The organism is Corynebacterium tuberculostearicum (genome assembly GCF_046097465.1).
GTDB classification, from domain to species: domain Bacteria; phylum Actinomycetota; class Actinomycetes; order Mycobacteriales; family Mycobacteriaceae; genus Corynebacterium; species Corynebacterium tuberculostearicum_I.
Genome location: NZ_CP175799.1, coordinates 1,912,426 through 1,928,910, shown reverse-complemented (window position 1 = coordinate 1,928,910; position 16,485 = coordinate 1,912,426). Strand labels below are relative to the sequence as shown.

Here is a 16,485-nt window from a genome sequence, read left to right as displayed (position 1 = left end):
GATGAGCCCCCACTAAAGCGGACATATTTAGTAGAACTGACGTGCTCCCCGCGTAAGCGGGGATGAGCCCGTGTGGGTGGACGCTGGCAACCGTGAAGTTGTGTGCTCCCCGCGTAAGCGGGGATGAGCCCCGCACCCACTACAGGCCGCGCGCCGTCCAGCCGTGCTCCCCGTGTAAGCGGGGATGAGCCCCTGACTGAGTTTCAGGCTGCCTCCTCCGTGGCGTGCTCCCCGCGTAAGCGGGGATGAGCCGTTCGGGGTGCCTACGGCCGTCCACTCGAACTCGTGCTCCCCACGTAAGCGGGGATGAGCCCACCACCCGCAGCGGTCTTAATCTTGCTCAACCGTGCTCTCCGCGTAAGCGGGGATGAGCCGATTGATGACGAGCCCAAAATCACGAGTGAACTGTGCTCCCCGCGTAAGCTGGGATGGCCCCTTGACTGGATTCAAGCGGAATGCCCACCCACTGTGCTCCCCAGGTAAGCGGGGAATTTTCCCTGTGGAGTCACAGGTTCGGGGCCTCGCTTTTCGAGCCTAGAGACTAATCAAGGTCGAATGTTTGGCGTCCGATTTCGTCTTGGCTAAAGGCTCCAGAAGCAATGAGCTCTACCGGAGTGGTCAGGTCATCGAGTTCGTAAGCTACTGCACCAGGCACTGTCCCGCCCTCTTTGATCTGCTCAAGCTGCTCATCGGAAATTTCAGGATCGAAGTAAGCACCGACGTTGAGTTCGTTCACCTTATTAGGATCATTGTCCTGAACCGCGGTGAAATAGGAGACAAAGTCAGAGGCCGTTAAGTTTTCGTTCGTCTTGTTGGTGATGTTGTACTCAAAAACGAGAATAGGCTTTTCACTCGCTTCGTTGCCTGGTTCACCCGGTTTTAGTAGACGGTGATTAGTAATCTCAATCTTGGCGGCTGGAACATCGAGGACTCCATCGCTAAAGGTTTGGCTGAAGTCGGTGCTTTTTAGCTCATTTACAGTCGTTGGATCATCCTTTAGCTTCTTCATGTGAGTGGTAAATTCTTCGTCATCGATGGCAACCTTGAAAGTCAGGGAGCCGTCCTCAAATTTGAAGTCCTTTTTCTCTGCAGAGGTAGCCATCCACTCCGAGTCAGTGGCAACAACATCGCGATCAGAAGTAATAGTTTCACCGGCTGCCGCGCCTTGGGCATCAAAGGAACCAATCCAATAAATCATGCGATTGTCACCGTTATCTAAAACCCATTCCACGGTAATGACGTCATCGGTAACGCTGGCTTCCATCCAGCCATCCTCACTAGCGCTGTCGTCTTGCTTCCAAGTACCGATGATGGACTTTGAATCATTTTGTGTATCGGATCGCGAGTCCTTGGAGTCCTTCGACTGCGGTGTGCTGTCGCTGCTATCTGAGCATGCGGTGAGCGTAAGTGCAGAGATGAGAATGAGAGAAGAGAATACTTTGCGCATAAATCACTTTTACCCTCTGGGGGTACGAAGCGAACAAAAGTGCCAAGACTTGTGGGGGCAAATTGGTCTTTAGCCCCGCATTGGCTACTCTTTTGGGAGCGGATCTTCGCCCTAGCGGTGTGTGATCCGCGTGGGGCTATAGCTCAGTCGGTTAGAGCTACGGACTCATAATCCGTTGGTCCCGGGTTCGAGCCCCGGTGGCCCCACGGTGAGAGGGAGGCGTCGGCAAGCAATGCCGGCGCCTTCTGTGGTGCCTGGCTGCGCATATGGGTGTGCTAATTGCGCGGTGGCGGGCGGTGAAGTCTAATAACCATATGGTTGAAGTAGATCCGCTCATTGAATCTCTCTACCGCTGGTCCGATATCAGCGGCGTGCTGCTGATGGGAATCATCGGCGGCACTATGGCGCGCAAGCGCGGCTATGACATCATCGGATTTTTCTTTATCGCGATGTTTTCTTCCTTGGGCGGCGGCATGGTGCGCGACGTGCTCATTAACCGCGGCACCGTGGCGGCCATGAGCCAGCCGGAGTACCTCTACTTGGCCTTTGCCGGCGCGCTCATTGCCCGCTTTGTCTACTTTAAGGGCAAGACCTGGGATTATCTGCAAGCGCATGGCGACGCCGTCGTGTCCGGCCTTTGGGCCGCTACCGGCGCCGTCAAGGCCATTACCTATGGGCTGCCGCTAATCCCGTGCATCATGATGGGTGTGTTTACCGCCACCGGCGGATCCATGATTCGTGACATCGTCATGGGGCGCGAGCCTAGCGTCTTTGGCGATAACCAGCCGACGGTCATCCCGGCCGTGGCCTGCGCGATCATCGTCTTGGTAGGCCACCACTATGACATGATGGCCGTGGGCATGATCATCGGACCGCTGGTTTCCATCTTCTTGGCTCTGCTGGGCATTTGGGCCGGCTGGCGCGTGCCGGCCTACCAGGAATGGGCGCCACTTAATGACACCGCGGCGCAGGTAAAGGTGCTGGCCAAGAAGGCCGAGAATAAGAGCCGTGCGGTGGGGCGTCGCCTAGAGCCGCACCGCGTGCGCTCCTGGCGCCACCGCCAGATGGAGGCCGCGCTGCAGCGCCGCATTGAAAAGGAAGTGCGCTCCGGCAAGCGGCGCAAGGAAGCGGCCGCGGAGGCCAGCGAGTTTATGGAGTCGTTTGAATCGGACGTCGATCAGCTCAGCGCCCAGACCGCGGAGACCGAGAACATCGACTTCGGCATGGACCTTAGCGGTGACTCCTACGAGGCGGAAGAGCAGGCCTCCCACGAGGAATCGCAGCGCTTGCTGGATACCATTCTGGAAGATGACAAGCTGACCGATGAGCTCATTGACCGCCTCATGAAGCGTTATAACTCCCGCGACTAGGGCTGTGGGCTCGGCGCGGTGGTTTAGCGCGGCGGCCTTGCTCGTGGAAGACTCGCGGGGGACGGCTTAGCGCCCCACCGCGCCGCAGACCTGTGGGTCCGTGATGTAGCCCTGCTCGCAGCCATGTTGGGTCTGGATTTCTCCGGAGCTCTTATTCCGGTTGCCATTGGCATCGTTGCCATAGCCGCACAGGTAGGCTGGGCAATCCTTGCTCGGGCCGCCGCTATTGGCCTGGCCCTGCTGCGGAGCCTGTTGCTGCGGCGCCGGCTGGACCGGCGGCTGATTATTGGATTCCTTGCACAGCCCGGCAAACTCCACCCAGGTGCCGTCCGCGCACTGATACCCCGCGGTGTTGGCCTGCTGCTGGTTATTCGTCGCCGGCTCCGGAGTTTCCGTGCGTGGCTCGCGCTCCTGCGGAGTTTCTGTCGTGGTTTCTTCCGTGGTCGATTCCTCGGTGCTGGTTTCGGTGGTGCTGGTCTCGGAGGCGGTCTCCGTCACGGTTTCCTTCACCGTGGAGATGGTGGTGGCGGTGTCGTTGCTGCCGCCGCAGCCGGTGGTAAAGAGGGCGAGGGAAAAGAAGGGGATAAGGAATGATTTCTTCATGCCCCACAGAGTAGCCAAGCCCGGCCGAGCTCGCAGGAGTTTGCGCAGGGCATAGAGGGTGCGCGCCAGCAGGGGAGGGCTTTGCACGGTTGCTGGCAGTCAACTGGCATCCAGTTTTCAGGCAGGCGGCCTACTCTAGGGGCATGAATCTGAAGTATTACTTCTACGAGCTGTGGAGCCTCTTTGTTGACCACGGCTTACCGCTTATCGCGCTATTGCTGATAGGCATTTTGATCCCGCGCATCGGCAGGCTGGCCATCCGCATCATGGAGCACCGCCTCGATGAAGACGAAGAAGCCACCAAGGCGCGCCTGGCACTGACCGGTGCGCTGGTCTACATCGTGCAGGCAGCAGCGTACTTCCTTATCATCTGGGCCGCGCTGACCAATCTCGGTGTGCCCGCGGTAGGTGCGGCGGTGCCGGCGACGATAGTCTCGGCCGCCGTGGGCTTTGGCGCCCAGTCCATCATTGCGGATTTCCTCTCTGGCTTCTTCATCCTTTCGGAAAAGCAATTTGGCGTGGGCGACTATGTCAGCTTCGATGGCGTGACTGACGTGGAAGGCACCGTGGTGATGCTGACCCTGCGCACTACCAAGGTGCGCACACCCACCGGCGAGCTGGTGACCGTGCCTAATAGCTCGGCCGGCGCGGTCACCAACTACTCCCAGGAGTGGTCGCGCGCCGTGGTCAACTTTGACGTGCCGGTGCAAGAAGGTGAGACCCTGCCGGAAATCACGCGCCGGGTGCGCACGATTTCCGAGCAAGCCATCCAGGAACCGTCCATCGCCGTAGACGTCAATGGCGAGCTCGAGGTGCTGCCGGCCACCCAGCTGGTTGCCCCGCAGGCGGCCGGACAGTCGTGGCACGTGACCTACCGCGTGTTGGTTACCGTAACCCCCGCCCGCCAGTGGGCGGTGGAGCGCGCCATTCGCTCCGCGCTGCTTTCCGAGTTCTGGGATCACTACAACGTGACCGACTTGGACGAAATCCAGCGCCCGATTCTTCCGGTGGGCGACAATGCCGCGGCCCAAGAATCCGTCAAGGATGCCTCCGCGGCAGGGGAGGGCTCGCGCCCCGACTCCCAGCCGAAACACCCGTCGCCCGAGGCGGATGGCCCAGATAGCGATGGCCCCGGAAAACCCGCGCTGCCGGATGAGGAGGACCACGAGCCCGCGCCCACCCAAGGCATCTGGCGCGCGCTGGAGACCAATACCAGGTTCCAGAAGATCGCCACTATCGGCGGCCGGGTCCGCGCCTCTACCACGGGCCTCATCCTGGCTCTGCTTGTCGTCGGCGCCTTGGCCCTGGCCTCAAGCAACCCCGAAAATGCGGATGCGGGCTGGCTTTCGCCCGAGCACTGGCGCGATAGCGGCGCGGCGGCCTCTTCCTCGCAGCTTTCCGACGCCCCCTCTACCAACCCCACCCCCGAAACCACCGAGACTGGCACGCAGTACGAGCCGACAGAAGACAGCTCTGCTCCCACGGAGACCGCCAACCCGCAAGGCTTTAATGGCACTGGCGCGACTGATACGCCTGCCGGCGGCGGGGGCCAGGGATCAGGCACTACTGGCAATGCCTCGCCCGCCCCGAGCGCTGCCAACGGCGGGACCAATTCCGTCAACGGGTCCGGCACTGCGCCCACTGCCGGAAGCGACGCTGGCACCGGCACCCAAGCGTCCGGCACCGCCGGCAGCACCGGCCAAGAGATCCCAGCAGAGCCGCGCTAGGAGGGCTGGCCTTCTACAGTGAGCCGGTCCGTCCAGCGCTCATTATTGAGCGAGGTAAAGCTGGCATACACACTGGTGTCATTATCCTTTTGACAGTGGTGAAATAGTCCGGACCGGCTGCGTGTTGCACTGGGCATGACTTCACTTTTCGAACCACTGGAACTTGGCCGATTCAAGCTAGATAACCGCGTCACCATGGCGGCACTAACCCGCCAGCGTGCAGGCGAAAGCGGTGTACCTACCGAGCTGCATCAGAAGTACTACTCGCAGCGTGCCACGGCTGGTCTGGTGGTTACGGAGGGAACCTTCCCGGCGTGGACCAACCGCGCATTCCCGGGCCAGGCGGGCATTGCGACCGACGAGCAGGCAGAAGGCTGGCGCGCCGTCGCAGACCGCGTGCACGAGGAAGGCGGCACCCTGTTCATGCAGATCATGCACGGCGGCCGCACTAGCCACCCAGACCTGATTGACGGTGCGAACCCAGAGGCGCCGAGCGCCTTTGACTGGGGCGGAACCGTGCGTGGCTTCGCCGGCAAGATGGGCGCACCGGTGCCGCGCGAGCTGAAGAAGGAAGAGCTGCCGCGCATCGTGGACGAATTCCGCCAGGGTGCGCGCCGGGCTATTGATGCTGGTGTCGACGGCGTGGAGATCCACGGCGCCAATGGCTACCTGCTGCATGAGTTCATGGCGCCGTCTGCCAATAAGCGCGAAGATGAATTCGGCGGCAGCCCGGAAAATCGCTGGCGCCTGCCAGAGATGGTCATCCGCGCCGTGGTGGAGGAAATTGGTGCCGACCGCGTGGGCGTGCGTTTCTCCCCGGCACACAACGTGCAGGGCGTCATCGAAGACGACCAGGAAGACATGCTGGCTACCTACGGCGGGCTTCTCGATGCCCTGGCACCGCTAAACCTGGCCTATGTATCCCTGCTGCACGGCGAACCGGACAGCGAGCTCATCGCCACGCTGGCACAGAAGGCACGCGCAAACGGCGTGACCAAGGTGCTCATGAATGATGGCTTCCCCACGATTACCTCCAAGGAGGATGCCCAGCGCGAGATCGAGCTGGATTACGTGGATGCCGCAGTAGTAGGCCGCCAGCTCATCGCCAACCCGGATCTGGTGCGCCGCTGGCGCGAAGGCCTTGAGCTCAACGAGCCGGACCAGGATACGTTCTACCTGGGCGGCGAGCGCGGCTACATCGACTATGAGTATGCCGCGGACTAGGGAAGAATCCGCGGCACCAAAGGGGGCCCGAAAGGCGGGCGAGTGATAGGTAGTGAAATTCCCCAGAGAGGGTCTTTCACTATCTCTATCGAAGGTGTACTACTCGTTCGTTAACACCGAGTACCTGTCATGTGACAGAACTTACAACTATTTGCTGTAGCCCTCACCCGGGCGCCAGGTCATGGTCACGGCCTCGCGCACCGGGGACTTGGCGGTGAGCAGGTTATCTACGCGCAACCAGTGCATTTCCGCCGAATCCGGGCGCACGGTGACAAAGCTGTAGCCGTGGTGGTCCAGATCCACGTGGCGGGTGTGCGGGTTGGCGCCCATCAAGTAGCGCTCGGCCAGCTTGGACAGCTCATTGCCCTCCGGCAGCTTCAGCTGCTCGTTCACATTGGGCGCAGACACGGAGGCGCAGACCATCTCGGCGCCGAAGATGCGGCCATCCTTGCTGATATTGTGCGCCCACTCGGAGTGGATATCGCCGGTGACAAAGAGGGTGTGGGAGTCGTGCTTTGAGAGGGCGTCGATAAGCAAGCGGCGCTCCGCCGAGTAGCCATCCCACTGGTCGCCGTTGACCGGAATGCCGGTGATATTGGAAGACAGCGAGGAAGAGACCGGCTTGGTCTTGTCATCTTGTTGCAGGGTAGCCAGGTTCATGGGGGAGAACATGACGGAATTGCCCAGCATATTCCACTTGGCAGAAGAGGTTTCAATCTTATTGAGCAGCCAGTTGTACTGCTCAGAGCCAAGCATCGTGCGGCCTTCAGCGGCCATCTTGCGCGGGCCAAAGCGCACCTGCTCATCGCGGTAGGTGCGCAGATCCATCATGGTCAGCTCCACCAGATCGCCGAAGGTCAGGCTGCGGTAGAGGTGGCCCTGCTCGGACGGGTTGGTCGCGCGCACCGGCATCCACTCAAAGTAGGCCTGCATCGCGGCCTTGCGGCGGTCCAGGAAGGCGCCTTCCTTGCCCTCGGTGTGGTTCTCCGCGCCCTCGCGCCAGTTATCGTTGGCTACCTCGTGGTCATCCCACACCACGACCCACGGCAGCGCGGCGTGTGCGGCCTGCAGGTTTTCATCGGTGCGGTAGCGGCCAAAGCGGATGCGGTAATCCTCCAACGAGATAATCTCGTGCGCCGGGTGGTGCAGGCGCACCGGGCCATAGCCGGCGTATTCGCGCTGCGGATACTCGTAGATATAGTCGCCCAAGAAAATCATGTAATCCAGCTGGTCCGCGCGGCCGCGCTGGGCAATATCGCCATAGGCATTGAAGAAACCGGACTCCCAGTTAGCGCAGCTAGCCACGCCGAAGGTGAGCTCCTCTGGGGAGGCGCTCAGCGCCGGGGCGGTCTTGGTGCGGCCGACGGGCGAGTACTTTTCCTGTGCCTTAAAACGGAAGAAGTACACGGTCTCCGGCTCCAGGCCGTGGGGGTCCACGTGCACGGTGTGGTCCTGGCTGGCGTCGGTGGTCACTTCGCCCCGCTTAACGACGTCCCCGAACCCCTCATCCTTGGCAATTTCCCACTCAACCGGGGTGGCCTCGCCCAGTCCGGATCCCGGCATGGCATCGGCATCCGGGGTCACGCGGGTCCACAAGATGACCGAATCTGGAATCGGGTCACCCGAGGCCACACCGTGGAGGAAGGGCCGCTCGCCCAGCTTCGGCTCCACCATGTGCTGCTCCACGCGCGGCGAGAGGCTGCTTTGTGCGTTGGCGGCTGCACCGGACAAAGCGATGGCGGCACCGGCGGTACCGGTGGATTGCAGGAAGCGGCGGCGGTTAACTGCGCTGCCCGTGTTCTTAGAATTATTAGACATGGTTGAAAGCTTTCTCATGTCTAATGGGCGTGCAACCGTTTCCTGCCCGATTCCATAAAATGTTCTTGTTGTTTTAACCGGTGGTTTACTTGGGCGGCCTCCTGTGGGCCTGACGCGTCTGGCGGTTGGGCGGTTTCGAGGGGCTTTCGCCGGCGTCTGTGGCTTAGGTCCATTCTGATCGGGCTGATTTGAGGCCTTTAGGGCTGAATTGAGGGGTCCATTCGCTCAGATCGGCCCGATCACCTTGGACCTAAGGTGTGCGGGCCCAGTAGGCCAAAGGGGTGACCGGCTCAAAAAGGCGCGCCCACAGCGGTCCAGTGCTTCCGAATGAGGCTCAGTAGGCTGGTGAGTATGAGTGAATTTAGCCAAATTAGCCAGTGGCCCGCGGATACGGTGGCCGGAGCCTTGCTGCACCGCGGCGAGGTGCAAGAAACGGTGGGGGATACCGCCCGCGAGTTTCCGGTGGCATCGGTAACCAAGCTGGTCGCAGCCTACGGCGTGATGCTGGCCGTGGAAGAAGGCGCCGTGGAGCTAGAGCAGCCCGCCGGCCCGGAGGGCTCCACGCTCGAGCACCTCCTTGCGCACGCCTCTGGCATTTCCTTTGATTCCCGGGAGCCACAGAAGCCGGTGGGCGAGCGCCGCATCTATTCCTCGGCCGGTTATGAGTGGGCCGCGGATACCGTGGCTGAAGCTACGGGCATGGACTTTGCCGAGTACCTGCGCGAAGGCATTTTGGCTCCGTTGGGCATGAACTCCACCCGGCTTGAAGGCTCGGCCGGGCACGGTTTGGTTTCCACAGTGGAGGACCTCGCGGCCTTTGCCGCGGAAGTCCAGAATCCACAAATCCTGCACCCCTCCACCGTGACCGATATGCGCCGCGTACACTTCGGCGGCCTGCGCGGCATCGTTCCGGGCTACGGTAGTTTCAAAGACTGCACATGGGGCCTAGGCTTTGAAATCCACGGCGATAAGGATCACTGGATGGGCGCCCTGCCTGCCGACGCCGTCGGCCACTTCGGCATGTCCGGCACCTACCTCTGGGTCGCCGGCGACTATGCCATGGTCGCGCTCACAAACCGCGACTTTGGCGAATGGTGCAAGCCCCTCTGGCACGATACGAATACCGCCATCTGGAACTCTTTGTAATCTGCCCGCTTTGGTGGAGCGAGCGCCTTCCACTGGGGGAAGTGGTGCGGTGGAAGGCTCCCCCGCGGGGCGGGGAGAAGTCGGGGAATTTCGTGCGAGAAGGGGCCATCCGGCGCAGGAGACCGGCGCGAGCGCACGGGCGGCGGTTGCGTGAGATTCTAGTTGCGCGTTCTCGTGCGTGAGCAGGGCTTCTGTTTCCTTCCGTCAAGAAGGGGCAGAATTTTCTCAGCAAACTCCAAATTTCACATTTGTAACATTGGTTTCACCTGCAACTTTGGCCCCAGTCTGTACCTAGGGTTGAGGTTTAGCGAATGGGGGTTGAAGTGAAAGTTGAGGGTTGTAGGGAGGGGTGTGACGCAGGAAAATTGTGAGCAGACGCATCAGACAGTTCGTTGGGGAAGACGAAGCTCGTCTTGCATCGCGCCGGACCGGCAGGCCTCGTGCGGTGGTGATCTATGTCGAGGGAGAATCGGCTATGAATACGTGCGTTAACCCTGCGCCGGTTGAACAGCCGGCCTCCACCTCCACGTGGCCCTCCGTCAACGGCGGCGCCACCGTGGTCACCGGTGTGCTCAAGATTTCCGGGATGCCGCGCACGCTGCGCTCGGAGATTGAACACGCCATGGATCGGTGCATCCGTACCGAGTCGGAATTTATCATTCCGGGCGATGACCCACTGACCGCTCAGTGGTGCACTCGTTGGTTCCGGGATGGGCTTTCCGTAGCGGCGCTTGCCCAAGGCGGCAACGCCTGCGCCAACGCAGGCAGCGGTATCGGCTGTCACCAGGTGCTTACCGGCACCCGCGAGGAGCTGGACGCGCTTGATTGCGTCGTGCGCTACCTCGCGCAGCGCCACGGCTTTAGTGCTGCCGTGCGCCTGCCGTAGAAGGCACGAAAGGGGTTGGACCAGCTGCTGCTGGCCAACCCCTTTGCTTCTGCCGCCGGGTGGTGCGCTCGGCTATGGACTATTCCGCCTCTGCGAAAGGATCCAGGATCCTGTCTGGCAGCTCTGCCACGGATTTCAGCACGGCCGACGGGCGGTACGGGTAGCGGGAAATCTCGTGGTCATCGGAAATGCCGGAACGTACCAGTACCGTGCGCATACCGGCCTCAAGGCCCGCCTTCACATCGGTATCCATGCGGTCACCAATCATGATCGTCTCCTCCGAGTGGGCGCCGATATTATTCAGCGCCGAACGCATCATGACCGGATTTGGCTTGCCCACGTAATAAGGCTCGCGGTTGGTGGCGGCGGTAATGAGCGCAGCTACGGCGCCGGTAGCTGGAAGTACGCCCGTGGGGGCGGGGCCGGTGACATCCGGGTTGGTGGCAATAAAACGCGCACCATCGCGGATGAGGTTAATGGCGGTGGTAATCGCCTCAAAGGAGTAGGTGCGGGTCTCACCAAGTACAACGAAGTCCGGGTCATCGTTGGTGAGGATCCAGCCCGCTTCATGCATGGCGGTGGTCAGGCCGGATTCGCCCACGACGTAGGCCTTGCTGGAGCTTACCTGGCTGGAAAGAAAGTTCGCGGTAGCGGTAGCGGAGGTCCAGATGCGCTCAGCAGGAATGTCCAGGCCGGTATTGCGCAGGCGGGCTGACAGGTCCCGTGGGGTAGACATGGAGTTATTGGTCAGCACCATGTACTCGATGTCATTGTCTTTGAGTGCCTGGATAAATTTATCGGCGCCAGGGATCATCTCACCTTCTTTGATGAGCACGCCGTCCATGTCTGATAGGTAAGAAATCATTGGTGATCCTCCACATACTCGGCGATATCGCCGATGGTTTCGCTGTTGAGCATCGTCTCCTCAGAAAAACGCACCTGGAAAGCCTCTTCCGCGCGAACGGTAAGCTCCACCAGATCGAGCGACTCCACGCCGATATCCTTCAGGCGGGTCTCGCGGCCCAAGTCTTCCTCGGTCCCGGTGACCTTGTGGATGAGCGCGATGAGCTGGCCGAGAGTATCGCGCTCCGGCTCCTTGTCCGGCGCACTCGCATTAAACTTTGCCTGCAATTGGGCACTGAGGTCGTTTGCCATGCCCACCAGTCTAGTATTGATCCCGTTATGGCATTGAGAAAACGTTCTTCCGTTGTGGCGCGTAGTTGGCTCAAGCGCCTGCGCCCCTCACACCGCGCCGAGCTGGAAAAGCTCTATGGCGGATTGCATGATCCCTCTACCGAGCCGGGGCTTACCCACATCAGCGCGTCTGGCACCGTGGACCACGATGGCTTAGACATCGCCTGGTACGAAGTTGGCCAAGAGGATGCCCCAGTGACGGTGGTCTTCATCCACGGCTATTGCCTGTCCGCAGAGGCCTATTATGACCAGGCCAATTACCTGCGCGACCGCAATGCCCGCGCACTGTTGGTGGACCTGCGTGGGCATGGGCAATCCTCCACGGTCGCCCCAGAAGAGTGCACCATTGATGCGGCTGCCGACGACGTCCTAGCCGTCATCCGCGAGCGCGCTCCCCACGGCAATCTGGTCATCGTGGGCCATTCCCTGGGCGGCATGGTTGCCTTGAACCTCATCCGCCGTGCGCCGGCCGAGGTGTATGAGCGCATCAAGGGCGCGTTGCTGATTTCTACCTCTATGCGTCGCTTTGCGGCCAAGGGCGTGGCCCAGATTTTGCAGTCCAAGTCCCTGCACGCGCTCTACCGCCTGTGCCTGCGCCTGCCCGGGCGCGTCGATAGTGCCCGCTTTGAAGTTGCCCGCTTTATCGCCCCGCTTTTTGCCGTGACCCTAGCCGGCTTTCCCCAGATGGAGAAGCTGCAGTTCCACGTTGCCATGCTTCTCGATACCCCCTTGGCCTCCTATTCCGGCTTCTTCGATGACCTTTTGGATCACGCCGAGTATGGTGCCGCAGAACGGCTGGCAAAACTCCACGGTGAAGTAGTGGTGGGCACCGCCGATATCGTCACCCCGCGTTCGCAATCCGAAGTGCTCTGTGAGAATTGGCCCGCCGCGAGCCTGCAAACGGTGGAAGGCTCCGGACACATGGTGATTCTTGAAGACCCTGAGGCTATCTCCGCGGCCCTCGGCCGCGTCCTCGACGCGATATAGGCAGGCCGCTCGATAGAGCCACTCTGGAGGTATGCAAAAAGGCGCCGCGGCGGGAAGCCGACGGCGCCTTACTTGTAACGCATTGGTGCGGTTCTAGCTCGCACCAATGCGGGGATTAGTCCTCGATGTGGGTGGTAGCGGTCGGATCATCCAGCTTGAGATCCTTGGCTGCCTTCTCCACAACGGAGCGCTCAATCTTGCCCTCGCGAGCCAGGCCATCGAGTACGGCGACGACGATGGACTCGGCATCGATGTTGAAGTAGCGGCGTGCGCCCTCGCGAGTATCGGAGAAGCCGAAGCCATCCGCACCCAAGGTGATGTAGGTACCTGGGACGTACGGGCGGATCTGCTCCTGCAGCTCGGTGGTGAAGTCAGAGACGCCAACGAACGGACCCTCGTAGCCCTTGAGCTGGGAGGTAGCAAATGCCTCGGTCGGCTCCTCGCCCTTGCGCAGGGCCTCCTTGTTGCGGCGGGCACCGTCGCGGGCCAGTTCGTTCCAGGAGGTGACGGAGAAGATGGAGGCCTTGACATCGAAGTCGTCGGCAAGCAGCTGCTGCGCGCGCAGCGCCTCGTGCACGCCCACGCCGGAAGCCAAGATATTGGCGGCAATGGAGCCGCCCTCAGCGGTGTTGAAGTGGTAGATGCCCTTGTGCAGGCCCTCCACGTCCAAGTCCTCCGGCTCGGCAGGCTGGTGCACCGGCTCGTTGTAGACGGTGAGGTAGTACATGATGGCCTCGTTGTCCTTGCCGTACATGCGCTCAATGCCGCGGGTGACCAGGTGCGCAACCTCGTAGCCGAAGGCCGGGTCATAAGAAACCACGGCCGGGTTGGTAGCGGCCAAGACCGGGGAGTGGCCGTCCATGTGCTGCAGGCCCTCACCGGTCAGGGTGGTGCGGCCGGCGGTAGCGCCGATAATGAAGCCGCGGCCCATCTGGTCACCGGCCGCCCAGAAGGCATCGCCGGTGCGCTGGAAGCCGAACATCGAGTAGAAGATGTACAGCGGAATCATGGCCTCGCCCTGGGTGGCGTAGGACGTTGCCGCTGCGGTGAAGGAGGCAGCGGCGCCGGCCTCAGAAATGCCCTCGTGCATGATCTGGCCGTCGGTAGCCTCGCGGTAGGAAAGCATCAGGTCATGGTCAACCGGCACGTAGTTCTGGCCGCGCGGGTTCCAGATCTTCATGGTGGGGAACCAGGAGTCCATACCAAAGGTGCGGGCCTCGTCCGGAATGATCGGCACGACGCGCTTGCCCAGCTCCTTGTTGCGCATGATCTCCTTGAAGGTGCGCACCAAGGCCATGGTGGTAGCAACTTCCTGCTTGCCGGAACCCTTGCGCACGGAGCGCAGCTTATCCAGCGCCGGTGCCTCGAGCGGGGTGAAGTCCTCACGGCGCTCCGGCAGGAAGCCGCCGAGCTCTTTACGACGCTCCAGCATGTACTTGATCTCCGGGGAATCCTTGCCCGGGTGGTAGTACGGCGGCAGGTACGGATCCTTCTCCAGCTCCGCGTCGGAGAACGGAATCTCCTGCTTATCGCGGAAGCGCTTCAGGTCATCCAGGGTCAGCTTCTTCATCTGGTGGGTAGCGTTGCGGCCCTCGAAGTTGTGGCCCAGGCCGTAGCCCTTAATGGTGTGCGCCAGGATGACGGTTGGCTTGCCGGTGCCCTTGTTCTCCAGCGCGCGAGCGTAGGCGGCGTAGACCTTGCGGTAATCGTGGCCGCCGCGGCGCAGTGCCCAAATCTCATCATCGGACATGTCCTCTACCAGCTTGGCCGTGCGCTCATCGCGGCCGAAGAAGTGCTCGCGCACATAGGCGCCGTCGTTGGCCTTGAAGGTCTGGTAGTCACCATCGGAGGTGGTGTTCATGACGTTGACTAGGGCACCCTCGGTGTCCTTTTCTAGCAGCTTATCCCAGCCGCGGCCCCAAATAACCTTGATGACCTCCCAGCCGGCGCCGCGGAAGAAGGACTCCAGCTCCTGGATGATCTGGGTATTGCCGCGAACCGGGCCGTCGAGGCGCTGCAGGTTGCAGTTGACCACGAAGGTGAGGTTATCCAGCTCGTAGAGGGATGCGATCTGCAGCAGACCGCGGGATTCTGGCTCGTCCATCTCGCCATCGCCCAAGAAAGCCCAGACGTGCTGGTTGGAGGTGTCCTTGATGCCGCGGGTCTCCAGGTACTTATTAAAGCGTGCCTGGTAGATAGCGTTAATCGGGCCCAAGCCCATGGACACGGTGGGGAATTCCCAGAACCATGGCATCAGGCGCGGGTGCGGGTAGGACGGCAGGCCCTCTCCCTCACCGCGGGAGACCTCTTGGCGGAAGCTATCCAGATCCTTTTCGGTCAGGCGGCCTTCCATGTATGCGCGCGCATACATGCCTGGGGAAGCGTGGCCCTGGAAGAAGACCTGGTCGCCGCCCGAAGGATCGTCCTTGCCCTTGAAGAAGTGGTTCAGGCCGACCTCATACAGCGGGGCAGCGCCTGCGTAGGTGGAGATGTGGCCGCCCACACCAATGCCCGGGCGCTGTGCGCGGTGCACCATGATGGCTGCGTTCCAGCGGATCCAGCGGCGGTAGCGCTTTTCCAGCTCCTCATCACCCGGGAATTCCGGCTCCATGGTGGTGGGGATGGTGTTGACGAAGTCCGTAGACGTCAACGATGGCATCTCAACACGCTTCGCAGTGGCGCGCTCGAGCAGGCGCAGCATCAGGTAGCGGGCGCGCTCCGGATCGGAGTGGTCCAGCAGACCATCGAGGGAGTCCATCCACTCGCGGGTCTCTTCTGGATCATTATCGTGAAGATACGATGCAACGCCGTCGCGGATGAGGGGGAAGTTGGAGTCGCCCTGGTGGGCGTCCTTCTCGGCCATTTAAACCTCCTATTTAAGGGTCTGCACAGTTTGCTTACTAGGATACGCGCTCACAGATCCACAGTCGTTGTGAAGTCCGACTTAAGGGGACGTGCGGTACGTTACATCGCCATAACCAGTATCTTTGTAAATTTCGGTGGGGTAAAAGAGGGTAGTTTGCTAACTCTGTGGAGCCAGCTGCGCTGGCGGCAGGGCCTGCAAAATGGGGGAATTGCGGCCCTTAGGCGGGTAAAAGGGGCCGGTGGGCGTTAAAATACTTCTATTAAGCCGCGATTTACCCGCAGGATGCGGGCGATACGCGGACCAGACATTCACTAAATTAGGAAGGAAATGCATAGTGGCTGACGCTGCAGTCAAGCTCGGAATCAAGGAAGGGCAGATCGCCCTGGAGCTTGGTTGGGACGAGGATTGCGATACCGCAATCTCTGAATCGATCGAGGCCGTGCTCGGCGACGACTTCTTGGAAGAAGAAAATGACGAGCTGTGCGATGTAGTCCTTCTTTGGTGGCGCGAAGAAGATGGCGACCTTGTGGATGGACTGGTGGACGCGAGCCGCCCGCTGGCCGATAACGGCGCAGTCTGGCTGCTTACACCGGGCGCTGGCAAGCCGGGAACCGTCGAACCTGGGCTCATCTCTGAGTCCGCTCAGCTGGCAGGCCTAGTGCAGACCAAGGCGGAGCGCCTAGGCGAGTGGCAAGGCTCGTGCTTGGTGCAGCGTGGCTACACCAAGAAGTAGGTCTTTACCTGCCGATTTGTGTTGCTTTAGCAACCTGCGCTACTGTTTCTAACAGTGCAAGAGCGCATGCGGCTTTAGCTCAGCTGGAAGAGCAATTGGTTTACACCCAATAGGTCGGGGGTTCGATCCCCTCAGGCCGCACAAGGCAGACCGCCTCTAGGATTTGGTTCCGAGAGGCGGTCTTTTTCGCATAGGGGCGTTCCTTGATTTCTAGCGGTCGTGGAAACACCTGACATGGGTTGGGTGATTGTGTGGAGTCGAAATGGGTTCCGGATTCTGTTGTCGTGGCGCGGTTTGCGTCGTTGGTTCGGGCTGGTAGTTCAATACGGGCGGCTGCTGGTGTGGTTGGTTTACCGCGGTCGGTGGCTTATCGGCTTGCTGGTGAGTTGGACTTGCCGCGCAAGCGCCGCAGGCGTATTAGCTCGGCTGACAGTCAGGCAATAGCTCGCCTGTGGCTTGAAGGTGTGGCACCAATGGATATTGC

Annotated in this window: 14 protein-coding genes, 2 tRNA genes and 1 CRISPR repeat array (1 of these 17 only partly in view); of the genes, 9 read left to right on the top strand and 7 right to left on the bottom strand. The window is 61.0% G+C overall.

The window, feature by feature from the left end; genetic code table 11:
• A CRISPR array of direct repeats spans window positions 1-435; the repeat unit is 28 nt; unit sequence GTGCTCCCCGCGTAAGCGGGGATGAGCC; it reaches 1,484 nt to the left of the window's first position.
• A gap of 106 nt (window positions 436-541) precedes the next feature.
• On the bottom strand, window positions 542-1,447 hold the full coding sequence (locus tag ACKFRX_RS09145) for a DUF5067 domain-containing protein (protein ID WP_005328188.1): 906 nt from the start codon (window positions 1,445-1,447) through the stop codon (window positions 542-544).
• Window positions 1,448-1,579: 132 nt separating this feature from the next.
• Here ACKFRX_RS09145 and ACKFRX_RS09140 point away from each other — a divergent pair.
• Window positions 1,580-1,653 (top strand) — tRNA-Ile (locus ACKFRX_RS09140).
• 108 nt (window positions 1,654-1,761) lie between these two features.
• Window positions 1,762-2,817 (top strand): TRIC cation channel family protein, encoded by a 1,056-nt coding sequence (locus ACKFRX_RS09135; protein ID WP_408927702.1) that lies wholly within the window; start codon window positions 1,762-1,764, stop codon window positions 2,815-2,817.
• Window positions 2,818-2,883: 66 nt separating this feature from the next.
• Here the strand turns inward: ACKFRX_RS09135 and ACKFRX_RS09130 are convergent, their stop codons facing one another.
• Window positions 2,884-3,420, bottom strand: coding sequence for a hypothetical protein (locus ACKFRX_RS09130; RefSeq protein ID WP_408927701.1), 537 nt, complete (start codon window positions 3,418-3,420; stop codon window positions 2,884-2,886).
• Between the two features lie 143 nt (window positions 3,421-3,563).
• Here ACKFRX_RS09130 and ACKFRX_RS09125 point away from each other — a divergent pair, with 143 nt between their 5' ends.
• The gene (locus tag ACKFRX_RS09125; RefSeq protein ID WP_408927700.1) at window positions 3,564-5,147 is read left to right on the top strand and encodes a mechanosensitive ion channel family protein; all 1,584 of its coding nucleotides are present in this window, start codon (window positions 3,564-3,566) and stop codon (window positions 5,145-5,147) included.
• Here the strand turns inward: ACKFRX_RS09125 and ACKFRX_RS09120 are convergent.
• A complete protein-coding gene (locus tag ACKFRX_RS09120) occupies window positions 5,144-5,284 on the bottom strand; it encodes a hypothetical protein (protein WP_408927699.1) in 141 nt (46 codons plus the stop codon). The two genes, ACKFRX_RS09125 and ACKFRX_RS09120, sit on opposite strands and share 4 nt — an antisense overlap.
• Between ACKFRX_RS09120 and ACKFRX_RS09115 the strand changes: the two genes are divergently transcribed.
• Entirely contained in the window at window positions 5,283-6,371 is a 1,089-nt protein-coding gene (locus ACKFRX_RS09115) for an alkene reductase (RefSeq protein WP_408927698.1), read from the top strand. The two genes, ACKFRX_RS09120 and ACKFRX_RS09115, sit on opposite strands and share 2 nt — an antisense overlap.
• A gap of 147 nt (window positions 6,372-6,518) precedes the next feature.
• Here the strand turns inward: ACKFRX_RS09115 and ACKFRX_RS09110 are convergent, their stop codons facing one another.
• Window positions 6,519-8,189 (bottom strand): alkaline phosphatase D family protein, encoded by a 1,671-nt coding sequence (locus ACKFRX_RS09110; protein WP_408927697.1) that lies wholly within the window; start codon window positions 8,187-8,189, stop codon window positions 6,519-6,521.
• A 351-nt stretch (window positions 8,190-8,540) separates the two neighbouring features.
• Between ACKFRX_RS09110 and ACKFRX_RS09105 the strand changes: the two genes are divergently transcribed.
• Window positions 8,541-9,335, top strand: a complete 795-nt coding sequence (locus tag ACKFRX_RS09105; RefSeq protein WP_250412975.1) for a serine hydrolase — start codon at window positions 8,541-8,543, stop codon at window positions 9,333-9,335.
• A gap of 475 nt (window positions 9,336-9,810) precedes the next feature.
• On the top strand, window positions 9,811-10,221 hold the full coding sequence (locus ACKFRX_RS09100; RefSeq protein WP_005328172.1) for a hypothetical protein: 411 nt from the start codon (window positions 9,811-9,813) through the stop codon (window positions 10,219-10,221).
• A 79-nt stretch (window positions 10,222-10,300) separates the two neighbouring features.
• Here the strand turns inward: ACKFRX_RS09100 and ACKFRX_RS09095 are convergent, their stop codons facing one another.
• Complete coding sequence (locus ACKFRX_RS09095; protein WP_005324369.1) at window positions 10,301-11,086, bottom strand: HAD-IIA family hydrolase; 786 nt, start codon at window positions 11,084-11,086, stop codon at window positions 10,301-10,303.
• A complete protein-coding gene (locus ACKFRX_RS09090) occupies window positions 11,083-11,376 on the bottom strand; it encodes an acyl carrier protein (RefSeq protein WP_200435400.1) in 294 nt (97 codons plus the stop codon). The genes ACKFRX_RS09095 and ACKFRX_RS09090 overlap by 4 nt, the downstream gene beginning before the upstream one ends.
• A 27-nt stretch (window positions 11,377-11,403) precedes the next feature.
• Here ACKFRX_RS09090 and ACKFRX_RS09085 point away from each other — a divergent pair, with 27 nt between their 5' ends.
• Window positions 11,404-12,402, top strand: a complete 999-nt coding sequence (locus ACKFRX_RS09085; RefSeq protein WP_408927696.1) for an alpha/beta fold hydrolase — start codon at window positions 11,404-11,406, stop codon at window positions 12,400-12,402.
• Window positions 12,403-12,517: 115 nt separating this feature from the next.
• Here ACKFRX_RS09085 and aceE read toward each other — a convergent pair whose 3' ends face one another.
• Window positions 12,518-15,265, bottom strand: coding sequence for a pyruvate dehydrogenase (acetyl-transferring), homodimeric type (aceE, locus tag ACKFRX_RS09080; protein ID WP_408921019.1), 2,748 nt, complete (start codon window positions 15,263-15,265; stop codon window positions 12,518-12,520).
• Window positions 15,266-15,602: 337 nt separating this feature from the next.
• On the opposite strand from aceE, the gene ACKFRX_RS09075 reads away from it, so the two are divergent.
• Together ACKFRX_RS09075 and ACKFRX_RS09070 are read left to right on the top strand one after the other, a co-directional pair.
• Window positions 15,603-16,001, top strand: coding sequence for a DUF3052 domain-containing protein (locus ACKFRX_RS09075; protein ID WP_005324380.1), 399 nt, complete (start codon window positions 15,603-15,605; stop codon window positions 15,999-16,001).
• A 68-nt stretch (window positions 16,002-16,069) separates the two neighbouring features.
• Window positions 16,070-16,142 (top strand) — tRNA-Val (locus ACKFRX_RS09070).
• The last annotated feature ends 343 nt before the right edge of the window (window positions 16,143-16,485 follow it).

What these genes read in the sequence shown, in the direction of transcription:
- ACKFRX_RS09145 (WP_005328188.1), bottom strand. Translation starts at nt 1,447, where the DNA reads ATGCGCAAAGTATTCTCTTCTCTCATTCTCATCTCTGCACTTACGCTC.
- ACKFRX_RS09135 (WP_408927702.1), top strand. Translation starts at nt 1,762, where the DNA reads ATGGTTGAAGTAGATCCGCTCATTGAATCTCTCTACCGCTGGTCCGAT.
- ACKFRX_RS09130 (WP_408927701.1), bottom strand. Translation starts at nt 3,420, where the DNA reads ATGAAGAAATCATTCCTTATCCCCTTCTTTTCCCTCGCCCTCTTTACC.
- ACKFRX_RS09125 (WP_408927700.1), top strand. Translation starts at nt 3,564, where the DNA reads ATGAATCTGAAGTATTACTTCTACGAGCTGTGGAGCCTCTTTGTTGAC.
- ACKFRX_RS09115 (WP_408927698.1), top strand. Translation starts at nt 5,283, where the DNA reads ATGACTTCACTTTTCGAACCACTGGAACTTGGCCGATTCAAGCTAGAT.
- ACKFRX_RS09120 (WP_408927699.1), bottom strand. Translation starts at nt 5,284, where the DNA reads ATGCCCAGTGCAACACGCAGCCGGTCCGGACTATTTCACCACTGTCAA.
- ACKFRX_RS09110 (WP_408927697.1), bottom strand. Translation starts at nt 8,189, where the DNA reads ATGTCTAATAATTCTAAGAACACGGGCAGCGCAGTTAACCGCCGCCGC.
- ACKFRX_RS09105 (WP_250412975.1), top strand. Translation starts at nt 8,541, where the DNA reads ATGAGTGAATTTAGCCAAATTAGCCAGTGGCCCGCGGATACGGTGGCC.
- ACKFRX_RS09100 (WP_005328172.1), top strand. Translation starts at nt 9,811, where the DNA reads ATGAATACGTGCGTTAACCCTGCGCCGGTTGAACAGCCGGCCTCCACC.
- ACKFRX_RS09095 (WP_005324369.1), bottom strand. Translation starts at nt 11,086, where the DNA reads ATGATTTCTTACCTATCAGACATGGACGGCGTGCTCATCAAAGAAGGT.
- ACKFRX_RS09090 (WP_200435400.1), bottom strand. Translation starts at nt 11,376, where the DNA reads ATGGCAAACGACCTCAGTGCCCAATTGCAGGCAAAGTTTAATGCGAGT.
- ACKFRX_RS09085 (WP_408927696.1), top strand. Translation starts at nt 11,404, where the DNA reads ATGGCATTGAGAAAACGTTCTTCCGTTGTGGCGCGTAGTTGGCTCAAG.
- aceE (WP_408921019.1), bottom strand. Translation starts at nt 15,265, where the DNA reads ATGGCCGAGAAGGACGCCCACCAGGGCGACTCCAACTTCCCCCTCATC.